Origin of the sequence: Proteiniborus sp. DW1 (assembly GCF_900095305.1) — a bacterium.
Classification (GTDB): Bacteria; Bacillota; Clostridia; order Tissierellales; family Proteiniboraceae; genus Proteiniborus.
Window position 1 is genome coordinate 1 of record NZ_FMDO01000044.1, and the last position, 17,504, is coordinate 17,504.

Below are 17,504 nucleotides of genomic sequence, written 5' to 3' on the forward strand. Positions count from 1 at the left end.
TGAAGCAGCTGGTATTAAAAAGTGGGCACTGGCTGAAAAATCAGGAATTAGTCATACAGAAATTCATAGAATTGAAAATGGTGATAGAGCTAACCCATCAATCAAGAATATTAAGGCAATATGTAAAGCATTAAATATTCCCGTGGAGGAAGCTTTAAAAGCAGGAGGATATATTAGTGCTGCCACTGATATGGATTCTTATCTTGAAGAACTATTTAATGAATCTAATCCTAAAACCATTGCAGAAAAAATAAGATCTTTAAGAAAATCCAAAGGACTCAGTATTTCAGAATTAGCAAATTTATCCAATCTATCACCTCAAATAATTGAATCCATGGAGTCTGGCGATAACCTTTGTGATTATAATGATTTTGCTTCCATTACTAGAGTTTTTGGTATCCCCGCTCTACGGGTATTATCAGAAACAGAGTCTGCGGAAGATCTAGTAAATTCTACTAAGAGTAGTGGAGATGAATTGCTTGAAGGCTTATCTAAGTCTGAAGAATTAGTAAAAACACTATTTAGAGCAAAAGATGCTCCAAAAGAAACAATGGATAAAATGGCCGAATTCATTAATATCGTTTTAAAGCAAAGCGGAATATCTGATGACAACAAATAACAAAAGGAGGTGAACGTGTTGGCAGCTAAACGCATTCCAAATAAGCCCAGATATGATTACGTAAAACGCACAGCACGTAAAATTTTATTGTCAAACAATATAAATTCACTTCCGACTGATATTGATTTGATTTTTAAAGCTAACAATATCATTTTATTTTCTGAATCTGAAGCTGAACAAATTGCTATGAGCGATTTACCCCATGAATTTAAGAACAACAAAGATATTCAAGCTATTACACAAAAGAGAATTATTCAAGGAAAATCAATATATATATCTATTGTAAAAGATCGTAATAGGGTTCCGGGTAATGTTCGTTTTTCCAAAGCACATGAATTAGGACATATATTCTTGAAACACTTTGAGGAGTTCGATCTTCCGTCCTCGCTAAACATTAGTAATTCTCACGAATATTGGGTTCTAGAGCGTGAAGCTGAAATGTTTGCTGCAGAATTACTTGCCCCTACAGCAATTCTCCGCGCATGCAATTGCTTTGACAAAGAAAGTATAAAATCACTTTGTAATTTATCTGAAGAAGCTTCAGAATATGTAATATGTGATATTAGACGCGATTATCATCTCATGGAGCGTGAAAAAGCTGCACTTGAATGCCAGTTTGATGACTTCATTAGAAATAAAAAATACTTACTTCTCACATCACCTGCATTTTGTGGCAATTGTGGAGCACCATTAAAACCTGCAGATCGATACTGCATAATGTGTGGATTTAAAACGACCAATAACGTAAACATAGATAAGGTATTTTTATACCCAACAACTATTCCGTTAAAAAGCACTGGACGTGTCTACTATTGCTTGAGATGTGGAGAAATTGACTTACCCTTATCTTCAAAAATATGTAATGTCTGTTCGGCTCCATTATACAATCTTTGTACAAACTGTAACAGTAAACTATCTGGAAATGATAGATTCTGCGGTTCTTGTGGAGGGGTATCATCTTTTTTCCAAAGCCGCTTACTGGAGAGTTGGGCTGAAGTACAAAATAGTTTGAATAGCGTACACAAGAATCAAATACTCAACTATAGAAAAATTAATTTTTGGGATTATATCATAGAAAAACTATTAGACAAAAATAAACTTGATGTCCATAGGGCTTTATTTGGGTCATGTGGTTATGATGATTGCGGTAAATTGATTATTGCATTTGAATCAGAAAGTAATAATTTGATTGATAAGGATGTTATTCTTGATGAAATAAATGCTATTTGTTTGCCATATTTTGATACTACATATGACGATATAGATATTATACTTACTTAAACAGCTCAATAATAAAATTTCTGATAGGACAAGGTAGCTCCTTGTCTCTATCTCGTAGGAGGAGGGTTTTTATGATTTTTAATAGTATATTTTCTAAAAAGTATACTTCGTGGGTGGAGTTAGAGGCTGCAATTGAATCAATTGAAATTCCTAAAGAGAAAGGTACTGCTTTTGAACAGTTTGTCTTTGCCTATTTCACATATTTTAAGGATTTGTATCTTATCTCAGAGCTATATATGGAAAACTCAATTCCAATTGAATTGAGAAAAAAAGTAAAACTAGAGAAACGAGATAGTGGTGTAGACGGCTTAATAGTTAAAGAAGATGGAAAAACTGTAGCCTACCAGGCGAAATTCAGAAGCGGCCAATTATCCCCTTCTTATGATGAACTAACTTCATTTTGGGCTGAGTCTGAGCATGCCGATGAGCGATGCATTTTTGCAAACTGCTATGAGCTTCCCCAACAAGCTTACAAAAAGAAAGATCAATTTTTTGTATTAAGAAATGAATTAAGTAGCCTAGAACCAGATTTCTTCGAATGGTTGTACTCTTATGCGACAACTGGTGTAAGCGAAACACGTATTCAAAGGTATACACCTATGCCTCACCAAGTTAAAATGATATCCGATGTTCTTGAGGGATTCGCAACAGAAGAAAGAGGGAAAATGCTTGCCGCTTGTGGCACTGGTAAGACCCTTACTGCATTATGGATAAAAGAAGGTTTATTGGCAAAAAATGTACTATTTGTTGCTCCGAACCTTGCTCTCATAAAACAAACTCTTGAAGCTTGGATGCCACAGGCAAAAGCTCCATTCACCTACCTTTGTGTATGTAGTGATGCGACAGTAGCCGAGAATGCAAAACATCTAGAAAATGATGATTTCCAGGCAGATGCTTCATATATCGGTGTTCCGGTTACTACCGATCCAGAGAAAATCCTTAATTTTATAAAATTCGAATCACCGAAAGACAAGGTTATATTTTCAACATACCAATCGTTAGATGCCATAGTTGGAGCATTAGAAAAAATTGATAGATTTACTTTTGATATTGCCTTCTTCGATGAGGCTCATAGGACTGCCGGTAATAAAGATACTCAAATGTTCATTATGGGTATGAATGATGCTTTTATCCCTTCCGAAAAACGGTTATTCATGACAGCTACAGAAAGATTTGTTAATCCTCGTATAGTAGGGAGAGCACGTGAATATAATTATGAAGTCTTTTCTATGGATAACTATGAACAGTATGGCCCGACATTTACCTCACTTCCTTTCAGATCTGCTATTGAACAAGGAATAATCAGCGATTACAAAATAGTTCTTTGTTGCATGAAAGAAGGAGAACTAAAAAGTATAATTGATAATAATCTTGTTCTAAACATTGGCGATAGGGAAGTGGATTCGCAGAATCTATTCAAACAAGTTCTTCTCGCAAAAACCATGAATGATATTGGAATTAGTAAAGCTATTTCCTATCATCGCGATATTGAATCTGCAAAACGCTTTATTTCATCTGCAAATGGGACTAACTTAAACGAAGTAGTATCTGGTATTTCTGGAGATATAGTCGTTTCAGATGTATATTGTGACCATATAAATGGAAGCATGTCTGCTGGAGCTAGAAAAGCAATTTTTGACGATTTTATAACATCTCCATTTGGTGTAATTTCTAATGCTAGATGTCTCACAGAAGGTGTTGATGTACCGATAATTGATGCTGTATACTTTGCTGACCCCAAAAACTCAGTTATCGATATTATTCAAGCTGTGGGGCGTTCATTAAGAAAAGTAAAAGATAACCCAGACAAAATTTCGTATATAATAATTCCGGTTATTATCGCTGATGAGGTTTCTAGTTTTGAAGATATTGATCCCGAGAATTTCAGCACACTGCATACTGTTGTACAAGCATTAAGAGACCAAGATCGAATTCTTGCAGACTATATTGACAAACTAAATCTAAAACTAGCAACAGGCGAGAGGCCTAGGGGTGAAGACGATGGCGACTCCCCAATAATCATAGAGGCAACAGAGCAACTAGGAATTGACGATATAGCTGGGAAAATTCTCTTACGAGTTGCTGAAGTAAATAGAGACCCAGCAAATATATCCCGGGAATTTATTTTTGAACCTAAGTCTCGTACATCAGGAGTAGAAAGAGGAGATTTTACTACTATCGGAGACTATAATCTTGAATCATATTGGAAATCATGTGTAATAGCTACTTTGCAAAAATATGAATCTTTTGATGTAGGGCTTCCACGTACTGCTATAGCGATTGATCATAACAATGTTTCACATGCTGTGAAGATCGGTGCTATAATCGAAAAAGAACGTAAATTCTATGTAACTGATATTGGCCGTAAGTTATTTGCATGTTCTTCTTTTGAAGAAGCTGCACCGATATTTGAAGAACAATTATTAAAGTTTAACAAATTAGCGGCAATCACTAGGTTTCCACATTTTCCGTACCGTTATGCTTTAAGGGTATTAGCACAAGTAGGTAAAATATCGAAATTTGAATTTGCCTATGCATTATTTATAGCTAAAAATATTGGAGTGCGCGGGGTTAGTGAAGCCTGTGAAAGGATATCATACCTTAGAGATACTTATCCTCGTATTGAAAGTTTAAGTGAAGCTAACAAAGAAATAGTTTTGGCTGCTCTTAACGAAAAGTTCGATACAACACTTAAGCTCATTGACATTTGGTCATCTAGAACAACCCTTTACAACCAGTTTAATTACCTTAAGAAGCACCTTGCAATATGGCCCGGAGTAACTATCTCAGGAACTCCAGAAATAACGCTTGCCCCTAATGGAGCGGATAAAATTAAAGAGCTTCTGGAAAAAACAAACGAGATAGAAACATGCCCTATGGATAAGCTTATAACGAACTTTATTACTTTCAAAAGTTGGCTTTAAACAAACTGCCGCAGATGATTTTCTCACCTGCGGCAGTTTGTTATTCTTTCACCAATTCTACTATGCTCTCCCTTAATACATTTTTTAAATAAGGAAAACGCTGCAATTGTTGAGCCGATGTTCGGCACTTTCTGCATTCTATGATACTTTCCACTCGAAATCCAACTTGCTCAGATAAATAAGCTAACAACAAATCCGTTGGAACTATAACACCAACATAAGCAGATTGATCAATAACTATATATGTTTTTTTGCCTTTTTCAAGGCAAAGACCGCACTGCCTAATTATTTCCTGCATGTCAGAAAAATACCCCTTAATCATATTAGGAACCTTTCTGGTTCGCGAGTCCCTTTTTCCAGTCTCTGCTTCTTTTATAGGAATCGCCTTTTCAATTTCTTCTGCGATAATATTTATATATTTATCTGACTCTTTTTGCTCTTTTACACCAACAAATGACCTTACCGCTTGCTTTCTAAAATCGTTAATCCCTTGAATATTAGTAGCAAAATCGCCAAAAACAAGTTCTAATTTATATGATTCGAAATAATCAAATGAATTCGGGTATGGTGGTGAAAAAATAATTGTCCCGGCCTTTAAATTCTTTGATTCGTAATTCTGTTTAAATATTTGATATAAGTTTTTAGCACTATCAGCAATACATTCTCCTTTGCCTTTTAAATTACTTGATGTAGATTCTAAATCGTTCAGAATTTCAATTGCTTTATTAATAAAAACATCTCTTACATCTGAGACCTTTGTGTTAACTGTTTTTAAACCATTACCATCTCTCCGACGGTTAGAAGAACTCTCAATAATACAAAGGAAAGCAGTTTTCAAAATCAATTGCACTCTCGTGTCACCTATGTTGTCTATATAATCTTTCAAACTGCAAAGCGTCTCAAAATTTCTTTGAGTGAAATACTTTTTTATGTCATCATATTTATTTGTCCTAGATGTTTTAAATTCTGGTAAATCCCTCACTAAACTTTTACATAATTGCAACTCATTTTGCGTGTATTGCTGCATTTTAACATTAGCTATAAACGCTGATAATGGATTTACGTCTATGCCAAATCCATAGTATCCATTAAGAACAGCAACCACAGGAGTTGTTCCAGATCCACTGAATGGATCAATTATTACTTCACCTTTAGCAGCACCAGAATCTCTAATTAACTCCTTTATTAAATTACCTGAAAACCCTTCTCGATAGCGAAACCATTGATGAAATGGTACGTCAGCGTTCTCGGAAAAATTTACAGAATTACTATATTTATATGATAAGTCTTTAATTTCATATCGACACTCTAATTGTAAAATAAACTGCTGTAATTCTTTACTTTCATATATCTGCCTTTCATTAAGAAGTTCTTTCATAGCATTACTGCTCCTTTTTGACCCATTTTTCATTAATGTAATTTAGCTTTTTCTTTAACAAATTATCTACATAGTCATCGGAATATGTTTCAACTTTAAGCATTTCCTCCTCGTTGTCAATATGTTCTACAATATATGCCATAAGCACGCAGACAAGCTTGGAGAATATTTTTTGATACAGCTCAGTGGTAGAATACCTTTTGCGTTTCTTATATAGCTGTTCAATCTGCATATCAATATTTTTCTCAATTACCTGCTGCAACGTATACCCATTAAGAACTGAAATTGCAGGGTTCTTTCCTTTAACAAACGAATATATGAAATCACCATGGATATTTCCTGCGTATCTTAAATGCGCAGTATTTTTATAAGATTTAATAAAATCTTGGAAGATTACTCCATCATCCGGAAGATAAAAGCCAGCCCTTGCAACAGCCTTCATCATTGCAATCCAAACCTTAATATTCTTATTGTTGAATGTAAAGACCATATAACCGCCGTCTTTCAAAACTCTATTACACTCTGCGTAGATTTTATATAGTAACTCCTCATAATCCGTTTCAGTCTTGGCCCCTGATACTTTTACCTTTCTATTGACAACTGCTTCTTCATCCTTAAAAATATAAGCATTTAATCCACTAAAGGATTCGTACCATGCATTCCAAACAGCTGATAATTCAGCATATTGTACGTTACTCCCATAAGGCGGGTCTGTTATTACTACATCGATAGATTTATCGGGTATTGGAAGATCACTTGAACTTCTGTTTAATACTAGATAGCCACCTTTTTTTCGTAATTCATCGAAAGAATGCGCCTCTTTACACCCTTCAGGTAAATTCTGCTTTGAATATTTAACTCCAGCAAGTATACTTTTTGCTCTTTTGAAAATGATATCTACAACGTTGGTTTCTACATATTGATTCGGAAGCCAATATGCGTGTTTGTCCATTGAAGTAGGGTTACCGTTTTCCCAATTATCTGTAACCCTTGTCATATTATTTGTATACCTCAATGCTGAGCTAAATAGAAAATATAGCATCTCAAATATATCCTTTGGTAATTCTGATTTTTTAGAAATAATATCGTTAAAAATAGAACAGTTTATAGCATAGTTTCTATCTGTAAAAAGATCCTTATATTCAGTAACACCTCGTTCTTTTAGCTTATCTTCATGTTGTCTATCCCAATCCATGGGTATCTCAAAATTAGGACTATATTTTAGCTTATTTACTGTATCTAATAACTCGTTATAATTGCAAATTTGCGTTTTTGAATCTATTGCCCTTGTTTTGATTTCATTGGTTGCATTCGATCTATAGCGCACACGTATCGGAAGACTACCATTTGGTATACCTTCAATCCTTCTAACTCCACTGTGACCCTCGCAAGATTTATTCGAACACTGATAAATGCCATTCTTTATTTTATTATCTTCTGTTAGAACTATTTCTTGACCACAATGAGGGCAAAGAACAATATACACCCATTCAGTCCATTCACAAATGCCACTATCATCACCAAAGTCAACAAAATACCATCTTTCATATTTCTCCCGAATCTGGCTACAGAAGTCTTCGTAAACTTTCTTTAATAGATCAATATCCCCATTGAACATCTGCATCCTTGTGATAAAAGTTGCTAATGGATTTATATCTACACCTATTACTTTTCTCTCTAAAGACGCCCCTTCAAAAACTGTTACTCCACCACCACAAAAGCAATCCAATATAATATCATTCTTATTTGAATAATGTCTAATTAAATTATTAAAAACATTATAAGGTCTTCTGGCAAAGTATTTATGCATTCTATATTGAGGAGTATGTCCTTTAGCTTCAATTGATTTCTTTATTGGTTTTACCTTTTTCATGATGTTCTTCCTTTCCCTCGTCCATTTTCTTTGCCCGAATTTCTTCTAATAAATCTTCCCTTTCCAGTAAGTAATCATATATGTCGACTGGAATTTCCCTCCGCTCACTAGCAGCTAAGTCAAAAAACTCAACCTTTTCTTCTTCACTTAACTGCAGTGCTTCTGCCAACGCATATTGAGTTTTCTTATCTGGAGGATTCTTTTTCTTTTTTATAATTTCACCAAGATAAACAGCCGAAATATTAGCTAAAGAAGCAAGCTTACTGTTAGTAAGATTTATAGCATCTCGTTTACTTACTAAAAATGAACTGAATGATTTATATTTCACCGATTAACCCCCATTCTATAATCTTTATGCTTTATGCTTTATGCATTTAGCTAATTGCTTATTATAACATTTTTTCTGCAAAAACGCAATGAGTTTCTTCGATTCCTGATATCTATCCTGTCTCCTCAACCCCTACAAAAATAAGCGTTATCTAACCTGTCAACTCAACCCTATCACTTTCAGGGCAGTGGATATGTTACCGCAAACAATAAAAATAAGGGTTTCCTGACATTATCACCTCTGGCAAAGTAGCCGAGAGAAAAGCTCAATGTCTGGAAACCCTTTATTTACAGGCATTTGCAATTCTTCTATTTCTCAACCCTTGACATCAATACCACACACTCAACGTGCACCGTATGAGGAAACATATCAACTGGCTGACATTCCAATACCTTGAATCCATTTTCACTTAGCATTTTTAAATCTCTAGCCAGTGTTGATGGATTGCAGGATATGTATATCACTTTTTCTGGTTTCATTTTAGTAATTGTTTCAATGACTTTAGGTTCACATCCTTTTCTTGGAGGATCTACCACTACTACATCTGCTTTTATTCCTTTCTCATATAGCTTAGGAAATATGTCCTCAGCATTACCACAGTGAAATTCTACGTTCCCTATTCCATTGATTCTTGCATTTTCTTTTGCATCCTTGACAGCTTGACTTACTGACTCAATTCCATATACTTTTTTGGCTTTCTTAGCTAAGAAAAGGGATATGGTTCCTATTCCACAATATATATCAAAAACTACTTCGTCTCCTTTTAAGTCTGCATATTCTAATGCTTTGTTATACAGTACTTCCGTCTGAATAGGGTTTACTTGAAAAAAAGATTCTGCTGATATATTAAACTTCAACTCTCCTATATAATCTACTATCTTATCTTTTCCATAAATCACATATGACTTGGTTCCCATGACTAGATTCGTTTTTTTAGTGTTTATGTTTTGTATTACACTTCTAAGCTCTGGTATCTTATTCTTTAACATTTTAACCAGTTCACTTGAATAGGGTAGTATGTTTCCATTAGTAACTAGAACAACCATAGTATCTCTTGTTTTAAAGGAATTCTTCACTATTATATGTCTTAAAAGGCCGTTGCCAGCTCTGTTATCATATGGTTCTATTTTAAACTCATCAATGTATTCTCTTATGACTTCTATTACTTTATCTACTACATCATGCTGAATATTGCAGGTATGCAAGTTTACAATATTATGGCTTCCCTTTTTATAAAAACCAATAATTGCTTCACCATTCTCTATGCCTACTGGTATTTGAACCTTATTTCTATATCTATTTGGATTATCCATTCCTATGATATGATGAATAACTACATCATCTAGCCCACCTATTTTCCTTAAATCATTCTTTACTTTGTTTGTCTTGAATTCTAATTGCATCTTATAGTCTAAGCCTTGAAGTGGGCATCCACCACAATACTCGGAAATGTCACACTTGCTATCCACTCTATATTTAGAAGGCACTATTATTTTAATGGTTTTTCCCAGGGAATATTTCTTTTTTATTTCTGTAATTTTAACAGCTACCTTATCTCCTATTAATCCACCTTCGGTAAATATTGTATATCCTTCAAGCTTAATTACGCCTTTGCCTTCATGGCTTATATCTATTATTTCTCCTTCAATTATATCATTCTTGTTAACTGGAATCTCCATTTAATCTCTCCTTAAATAATATATACATCTGTAAGTCTTCCATCAAAAACACTGTCTTATTTTATTCCTAATATATAAATATTAAGGGAATATATTATATTTTGCAACATTTTGACTTGTTTTATATGTTTATATATACCTAATTTTAGTATAAAATGATATTATAGACATAGAACATGAACGAGGGGAGGAAATATTGTGTTAAAGGCTATTGGCAATCTACTCTTAATACTGCTTATATGCGTTGGGGCTTCTGGCATTTCCATATTTTATAGTCCTGTTTTAGAACAAAGTATATCATTAGATGATAATAGCGAAGAATTAGTTTTAATGGCTTCAAGTGATGTAGATGAAGCACTTTTAAATCCAAGTAGTATTTATATAAAATACAAAACAAATAAAAATGTACTATTAAACTTTAATGAAGACTTTCAGTTCATTGCAAAAATTTATAAGGGAAATAAGATATATAAAACTCACGACATTCATCATAATGGACCAGCTCAAATAGAATTTACCAAGGATACCCCCTACACTGTAGAAATTGATATTTCCAAGAGCAATTTAGATTTACCTAATGGAGAGTATAAAATTGAAATCATACCTAATGTATTAGACAACTCTCTTAACGTAGAATCTCTTACATTAGATGTAAAGTATCTAAGCGACGTTCCCTACATACCTGCCATAAGCACCATTCCTGATGGAAAAATGGCTCTAAACCTATACTTTATAGATAATAATAGTTCTGTTAGGCAGCTAATTGGCGTTACAAGGTTTATTGATAGTAATAGTAGACCATTAGTTTCTATTGTAGACGAACTAAGAAAAGGACCAACTTTTGAATCAGGTCTTAATATGAACCCAATTGTTGGAAAATATAATTATGTAACTATTAAGGGTACTACGGCATATGTCGACTTGCCATCAAAAGAAAGCATCTATACAGAAGAAAGTGTAAGAAGTGAGGCTGCTATGAATGCTTTCATAAAATCTCTTGGCAGTTATCCTGGAGTTGACAACATTAGATTTCTAGTAGATTATAATAGAGCTAGTACTTTTTTTAATAATCAGGATGTAACTATATCTTATTCTATAAGCAGTGTAAATAAAGCATTTCTAGCTTTTGATTCTCCTAACAGGTACTTCTTAGTTGAATGTGATGTAGATGATATCACTGAAGAAACACCAATTAAAGATAAAGTAGATATGATTTTTAAATCCTTGCAAAATAGCAAATTTGATTATCTATCATCTACAATACCATCAGAAGTAGAACTTTTAAACTCAAGATTGGAAAATGATGTTTTAACTGTCAATTTCAACTCAAAGTTTTTAGATGCATATAATGACAACAATAATCTAAATAGAATGATGCTTGATTCTATTTTGTTCTCACTAACCAGCCTAAAAGAAGTCAATAAGATTAAAATTCAAGTAGATGGAGAGTCAATAAATAGCTTTGCTGGGGTTGATTTGTCTTCTGAAATAGTAAGACCCCTATTCTTAAACCCAGAAAATTAATGGGCAGTGGATAATTAAAGCTACTAGTTTATGATTCTAGTAGCTTTTTTTCCTTCCTATTTTACTACTGCTCTGACTTGGTTTACTAAATCTCTAACTCTATTTTCAATGATTTCTAAGTCCTTATCTCTTGGATTTCCTTTAAACTCTACTGGCTCTAAGAAGTCCCATTTCATACAGTACTTACACATAATTTCATCCAGCTCTTTTTGTGCTCCACCTGACCAGCCGTAGGAGCCTAGCCTAAAGGCTTTCCTGCCTAACACCTTCTTCTTCCCTAACTCTTCTAGAATTGCAGCCATTGGAGGGAACATCTTATATTCATAGGTAGGCATAGCAAGAATTATTCCTGTTGAAGTCCAAGCAGATGCTAGAATTGTTCCCCATGATGTCTCTGGAACACGGTGTACATGGAACTCTATTTTCTCCTGTTCTAACACTTTAATCACATGTTGTATTGCCTTTTCCGTCATTCCATACATTGAACCCCATATTATCGTTATTTCTTCTTTTGCTGGTCCTTTCTGATATGAAGAATATCTTAAATAGTCTTCAACTATTTTTTTAGGATTCTTTCTCCATACTATTCCATGTCCAGGTGCTATAATTTTAATAGGCAAGACTGAACACTTTTCAATTGCCTTTTTAACTGGCAATGAGAATGCAGCAACAATATTTGAGTAGTATCTTACAGCTTCTTTTTCATAAAAATCAATCTCATCATCTGTAAGCATATCATCATAATTTGAATCCGTAGCTTTTCCAAAGGAACCAAAGGCATCACAGGAAAATAAAGTTCCTGTTAAAGTATCAAAGGTTACAATTGTGTCAGGCCAATGTACATTAGGTATTTCATAAAACTCTAGGATATGGTTTTCCCCTAAATCTAGAGTATCACCATCCTTGACACATATAACATTTTCAGAATGCTCATAAAATGCTTCTAAAAGTTCTGCTGATTTCTGGCTACACAATACCTTAAAATTTGGATTTATTTTCTTAAAATCTTCTATCCATCCTGAATGATCTGGTTCCATGTGGTTTATTATAAGGTATTCTATAGATTCAGGCGCAATATCTAGCTTATCTAGCAAAGCAAATAAGCTTTCTGGTACACCATCCCAACCACAAACTCCATCAACAATCGCTGTCTTTTCTCCTTTAATTATATAAGAGTTAAGTGCAACTCCATTTGGTATTTCCCATAATCCCTCAAATAATATATTGTCTACATTTACTGAAAGCTGATAGATACCCTCAGCAACTCTTGTAACATTCAAATTTCCCCCTCCTAACATCAATACGCTTATTATAGATGCTAACATAATTACTTTAAATTTAACTAAGTAATTATTTCTATCTATAATTATATATTACTCAATATCTTAATAATAACAATATTTTCACAAATTCTCTAGTACATTTTTCTTTTACCCCTGATGTGCTTTATTAATCATAAATAGTTAGCAAGTAGACCATATATATACTTGAATCGGTACGCTTCGCATACCGATTCAAATATCTGATTAATAACTTTCTAAACTTATTTTCTTAATTATTTATTGTCCAATATAATATTCTAGATTTAATAAGATCAAATAAATACAATATAATTACGAGAACCATAGCCATAAATAAAAAGCCTACAGCAACTAAATCAAAACGTCCAAAATCCGAATAATACTGTATGAAATACCCCATACCTGAAGTGGCTCCAAACATTTCAGCTACAGCAAGTAACGTAAATGAAAACTTAAGAGCTATAGTGCAGCCTGCTAAAATAGAAGGTGAGGCTGCAGGCAGAATAATTCTAAATAGCCTTTCAGCTTTAGTTATCTCAAGAGTTGAAGCATTTTCAAGGTACCTCTTATCAATTGTCATAACTGCAGATATTGTAGTCCCTAAAATAATCCAAAAACAACCTAAAAATATGATAAACATTGATGCTGCCCTAAAAGAAGGTAAAATATTTATTGCATATGGTGTAAGTAGAGTTACAGGAATAGCACTAAAAGCATTAATAAATGGAGTTAAATTTTTTCGTGCAAGATTCCTAGTGCCTAAAAATGCTCCAAGGGATATCCCTACAACAAGTGCCAATAAAAAAGAAATAACTAATAAGGACATTGAACTTTTAAATCCCTCTATGAGCTGTGGTAAATATTCTTTGAAAAGTGGTGGTATAGTTGTTATGCTTTTAAATAGAAAAGGATCTAAAACTCCAAACACATCCGTAAGCAATACATATGTTATAATAATTCCAATAAAAATAATTATAATACCAAGTCTCTTTTTAATAAAATTGATTATCTTCATTTTACAAAACTCCTTACTATAACTGTTTTTGTATTAACTTAAGGTAAGATACTTTTATAATTTTACATTATAGATTATGGAGATGGTCTGTTATATTATAATTTACTACGTTTAGGAAACCCTAGTTATTTGCTTTAAACTGCTCCATCTTATCTTTAAAAAATTGGCTATCAGGATAATCTTTTATAAGGGATTCTAGAGCTCTTTTATAGATTTCAGTATTCAAATGATTATCTAAGTCAATTTCTCCCACTTTTAAATATCCAAAATTGGCCATTTTGTTCCACATTATCTTAACACTATTTGAGTATGGGTCAGTATCATATTTCATATGTGGGCTTAATACAAAACTATCAGCAGTTTCTTTTTCAATATCTAGATTTTCAACTACTAAATCTGAAACCTCTTGCATATTATCTTGCATATATTCTTCTGCTCTCAAATATGAACGCAATAGTCTGTAAAGAGTTTCTTCATTCTCAGCAACGTAAGAATTTGTTGCAAGCATACGGCAACATGAATGATCATTCCATAGTTCATCTGGCCACATTTTAACTTCAAGTCCTAATTCTCTTGCCTGAATCTGATACCCAGTTGCTGTTGCCCCAAAATCAACTTCACCTTTTGATATAGCTTGTAATACATCTGTGTTTTTCTTATATTCTATAAACTCTATCATATCAGGATCATCTGGCTCTCCTATAACTGTTGTGCCTCCATAGGTAAACGAATATCCAGCATCATATAAAATCCCCTTTAATACTATGTCAGGTGTTCCTCCTCTAGTAATACCTATTCTCTTGCCTTTAAAACTAGATAAATCTTTGTATTCCATTTCTGGTTTCCCGTATACAGGTGTTTCCCCTATTATCATATAGCCTGCAAACATGTTAAAATCTTGTCCATTTGCAATCTGAGTCAAAGGTCCCCCTGTACCGTATGTTGATAGAACATCTACTTGACCAGCTGTAAGTGCTGAAGCAGCATCAGAAAGATTTGAAAGCCAAACCATCTCTACCTCTATACCTTCTTCAGCATTAAAACCATGTTTTTCAGCTATAAATTGAAATACTTGTCCAGAAGTAGGCTGTGCTGCTACTCGAACTTTTAAGACATCAGTGTTATTAGATGCAGGAGAATTATTAGAAGTATTATTAGGCGCAGTACCAGTGGTATTGTTGCTACCACATGCAGTAAGAACCAAAATTAAAGAAAAAGCAAGTATCATCATACGTATTGTTTTAGCAAATTTCATAATAGATTCCTCCAATATTTTAAATTAATAATACAACATATTTATAACCACCATATAAAATGGTATATCAAATTTCCCTGATATATTTGTTCATAGCATTTTTATTAAGTTATTCCTTTGTAGCCCTTATTTCAGCATCCTCATGTATGAGCTTGATAAGATAGTTTCTTAAATCTATAATTTCAGGTTCACGGTGCAAATTACTCCTTGTTGGCTTAATCTTGCCTTCGAAGGAATGTGAATACATAATGTTTGCTGGTGATTGACTTAAAACTGATATATGTGTAGCTAGTAGAAGCGCCTCATCAACTTCATGAGTTACAAAAAATATAGTTTTCCTATTTTCTTTCTCTTGCTGCCATAGACGCAAAATCAAATCCTGAAGCTTAGCTTTCGTAACAGCATCTAGTGAACCGAAAGGTTCATCCATTAAAAGTATGGGAGGGTCAATTGCGAATGCTCTAGCTATACCACAGCGCTGTTTTTGACCACCAGAAAGCTCTCCAGGCAACTTATTATATAAGGATTCATCCATATCAACATTTTTCATCCAATATAAAGCTCTTTCTTTTTGTTCAGCCTTATTCATTTCAGGGAAACGATGTTTAATAGCAATTGTAATATTTTCTCCTGTAGTCATCCACGGAAAAAGACCATAATCTTGAAATACAACACCTCTTTGAAGACTTGGACCTTGTATGGGGCTTCCATCAATAAGTATTTGTCCTCTAGTAGGCTTTTCGAGACCCGCCAACAACCTTAATAGTGTACTTTTCCCACATCCTGATTGTCCTAAGAGACAAACAAAATCACCTTTTTTAACTTCCATATTAATATCACCTAAAACCATCCCTTGTTTGTCATTATAGGAAAAGCCTAGGTTTTTTATTGATACATCTAGCATCCAAATTATCCTTTCTATTTTTTTAATTTTAATCATCCAATTTTAAATAATCAAAGTCTGTGAAACATATTTAATAATATTCTCCACAATATTTATTTTTCAGAAACACATAGTCCTTTAGGAAGCTCACCTATTTTGGCATCTCTACCATATTTCCTTGCTGCATAAATAAAGGCATCTAAATTTTCTTTTGGTGTTCCTATTGGTACTTGGCATCCAGTAGCTAATATATAACCTTTTGGTGAAGTAGCCCCCTTCCTAATGCAATCTTTTACACTCTCTATTACATCATCAATGGTGCCTTGTCTCAAAACTTCTACTGGCGGAACATTTCCAAGTATAGGGAATGTGTCTCCTAATACTTCACATACTTCTCCAAGATCTTCACAATCATCTACACTAAATGATGAAATTTCAAGTTCTTTTAAATCTTCCCAGATTCCTTTCGTATGACCGCAAATATGTAAAGAAGGTTTTAATCCTGTAATTTCCTTAAGTCCTTTTACAAGTCTCTTTAGCTCTGGAAATGCAAATTCTTCAAATTGACTTCTGCTTATTATATCTGTGCATGCAACAGGGTCTGATATAGAAGCAGTTGCTGCTCCAAATTCCTTTGTGAATACTTCAACCCATCTTAAAGAATTATCTACACCTAGAGCAATTAACTCTTTTAACTTCTCTGGATTTTTTCTCGTATCTCTAAGAACTTTTTCAATCGGTCTAATTGCAATTGCAGTAGACAAGGGACCTACTACACCTGTACTCAATTGCATATCAGGAAACCTCTTCCTAAGCTTATCTGCTTGTTCCAACATTGGAGTTAAAATTTTATTATTATATGGATCTGGATCTATCATTTTGTCCCAATCTTCATAATCCTGTAGTATAAACTCTTCAATATTATCAATCCCATGCTCCGGATAGTGAAGAGTTGAACCCATAGCTGCACCCATAGATCTTAAACTCAATCTTACATTAACTCCTTCAATACCAAGCTCCTCCCTAGCTCTTTCAATTATCTCTGCATATATATCAAAATCTGCATTCATCTGACTAGTCGTATATCCATGGATTTCAGCTAAAGCAAAATAAACTAAATGTAAACTGTAGGGCATATGGTCTACTCTTTCTCCTGCAAAGTACTTTTTGACTCTTTCCCCTGGACTCATTTCAGACTTTATATTTTTCATTTCTTCTTTTAATTCCTTATAATCCATATTATCTCTCCTCGCTTATCTCCATTTTACGCGCCGAAGTTAATCCTTTCCTTTGCAAAGTACTACTAAAGAAATAAAGTTATGTATTGATATATTAGCCTTGTTTCCTATTTTTGGGATTTCCCTTCTTTAAATCTAACAAAATCGATGGAATTTGATAATAAATTATCATTGACAGCCAGGTTAATTATATATTCATCCCTTTT

Annotated in this window: 13 protein-coding genes; 4 read left to right on the plus strand and 9 right to left on the minus strand. The window is 33.6% G+C overall.

Annotated elements, in window-relative coordinates:
* The 3 genes from DW1_RS11200 to DW1_RS11210 form a co-directional block, all read left to right on the plus strand.
* Positions 1–619, plus strand: a 619-nt coding sequence (locus tag DW1_RS11200; protein WP_074350715.1) for a helix-turn-helix transcriptional regulator, incomplete at its 5' end; no start/stop codon positions are given.
* Between the two features lie 18 nt (positions 620–637).
* Positions 638–1,900: a double zinc ribbon domain-containing protein gene (locus DW1_RS11205; RefSeq protein WP_039652065.1), complete on the plus strand. Its 1,263-nt coding sequence runs from the start codon at positions 638–640 to the stop codon at positions 1,898–1,900.
* Positions 1,901–1,971: 71 nt separating this feature from the next.
* Positions 1,972–4,824, plus strand: coding sequence for a DEAD/DEAH box helicase family protein (locus DW1_RS11210; protein WP_024400920.1), 2,853 nt, complete (start codon positions 1,972–1,974; stop codon positions 4,822–4,824).
* Between the two features lie 40 nt (positions 4,825–4,864).
* On the opposite strand, the gene DW1_RS11215 is transcribed toward DW1_RS11210, so the two are convergent.
* From DW1_RS11215 to rlmD, 4 genes are all read right to left on the minus strand, one after another.
* Positions 4,865–6,202, minus strand: a complete 1,338-nt coding sequence (locus DW1_RS11215) for a DNA methyltransferase (RefSeq protein WP_024400921.1) — start codon at positions 6,200–6,202, stop codon at positions 4,865–4,867.
* A gap of 4 nt (positions 6,203–6,206) precedes the next feature.
* Positions 6,207–8,075: a DNA methyltransferase gene (locus DW1_RS11220; protein ID WP_024400922.1), complete on the minus strand. Its 1,869-nt coding sequence runs from the start codon at positions 8,073–8,075 to the stop codon at positions 6,207–6,209.
* On the minus strand, positions 8,041–8,403 hold the full coding sequence (locus DW1_RS11225) for a helix-turn-helix domain-containing protein (protein WP_024400923.1): 363 nt from the start codon (positions 8,401–8,403) through the stop codon (positions 8,041–8,043). Before DW1_RS11225 ends, DW1_RS11220 begins: the two co-directional genes overlap by 35 nt.
* A 308-nt stretch (positions 8,404–8,711) precedes the next feature.
* Positions 8,712–10,082, minus strand: coding sequence for a 23S rRNA (uracil(1939)-C(5))-methyltransferase RlmD (gene rlmD, locus DW1_RS11230; RefSeq protein ID WP_074350716.1), 1,371 nt, complete (start codon positions 10,080–10,082; stop codon positions 8,712–8,714).
* 198 nt (positions 10,083–10,280) lie between these two features.
* Here rlmD and DW1_RS11235 point away from each other — a divergent pair, with 198 nt between their 5' ends.
* Entirely contained in the window at positions 10,281–11,606 is a 1,326-nt protein-coding gene (locus DW1_RS11235; protein WP_074350717.1) for a GerMN domain-containing protein, read from the plus strand.
* 56 nt (positions 11,607–11,662) lie between these two features.
* On the opposite strand, the gene DW1_RS11240 is transcribed toward DW1_RS11235, so the two are convergent.
* From DW1_RS11240 to DW1_RS11260, 5 genes are all read right to left on the minus strand, one after another.
* Positions 11,663–12,886 (minus strand): FprA family A-type flavoprotein, encoded by a 1,224-nt coding sequence (locus DW1_RS11240; protein WP_143474413.1) that lies wholly within the window; start codon positions 12,884–12,886, stop codon positions 11,663–11,665.
* A 271-nt stretch (positions 12,887–13,157) separates the two neighbouring features.
* Positions 13,158–13,922: an ABC transporter permease gene (locus DW1_RS11245; RefSeq protein WP_347499727.1), complete on the minus strand. Its 765-nt coding sequence runs from the start codon at positions 13,920–13,922 to the stop codon at positions 13,158–13,160.
* A 121-nt stretch (positions 13,923–14,043) separates the two neighbouring features.
* A complete protein-coding gene (locus DW1_RS11250; protein WP_074350718.1) occupies positions 14,044–15,177 on the minus strand; it encodes an ABC transporter substrate-binding protein in 1,134 nt (377 codons plus the stop codon).
* A 109-nt stretch (positions 15,178–15,286) separates the two neighbouring features.
* Positions 15,287–16,117 carry an ABC transporter ATP-binding protein gene (locus DW1_RS11255; RefSeq protein ID WP_242942485.1) on the minus strand — a complete coding sequence of 277 codons (831 nt, stop codon included), beginning with the start codon at positions 16,115–16,117 and terminating at the stop codon, positions 15,287–15,289.
* Between the two features lie 56 nt (positions 16,118–16,173).
* On the minus strand, positions 16,174–17,298 hold the full coding sequence (locus tag DW1_RS11260; protein ID WP_083605655.1) for a uroporphyrinogen decarboxylase family protein: 1,125 nt from the start codon (positions 17,296–17,298) through the stop codon (positions 16,174–16,176).
* Between the last annotated feature and the right edge of the window lie 206 nt (positions 17,299–17,504).

Bases quoted from the DNA above. Each gene is read 5' to 3' on its own strand.
- DW1_RS11210 (WP_024400920.1), top strand. From the start codon at position 1,972: ATGATTTTTAATAGTATATTTTCTAAAAAGTATACTTCGTGGGTGGAG.
- DW1_RS11215 (WP_024400921.1), bottom strand. From the start codon at position 6,202: ATGAAAGAACTTCTTAATGAAAGGCAGATATATGAAAGTAAAGAATTA.
- DW1_RS11220 (WP_024400922.1), bottom strand. From the start codon at position 8,075: ATGAAAAAGGTAAAACCAATAAAGAAATCAATTGAAGCTAAAGGACAT.
- rlmD (WP_074350716.1), bottom strand. From the start codon at position 10,082: ATGGAGATTCCAGTTAACAAGAATGATATAATTGAAGGAGAAATAATA.
- DW1_RS11245 (WP_347499727.1), bottom strand. From the start codon at position 13,922: ATGAAGATAATCAATTTTATTAAAAAGAGACTTGGTATTATAATTATT.
- DW1_RS11250 (WP_074350718.1), bottom strand. From the start codon at position 15,177: ATGAAATTTGCTAAAACAATACGTATGATGATACTTGCTTTTTCTTTA.
- DW1_RS11255 (WP_242942485.1), bottom strand. From the start codon at position 16,117: ATGATTAAAATTAAAAAAATAGAAAGGATAATTTGGATGCTAGATGTA.
- DW1_RS11260 (WP_083605655.1), bottom strand. From the start codon at position 17,298: ATGGATTATAAGGAATTAAAAGAAGAAATGAAAAATATAAAGTCTGAA.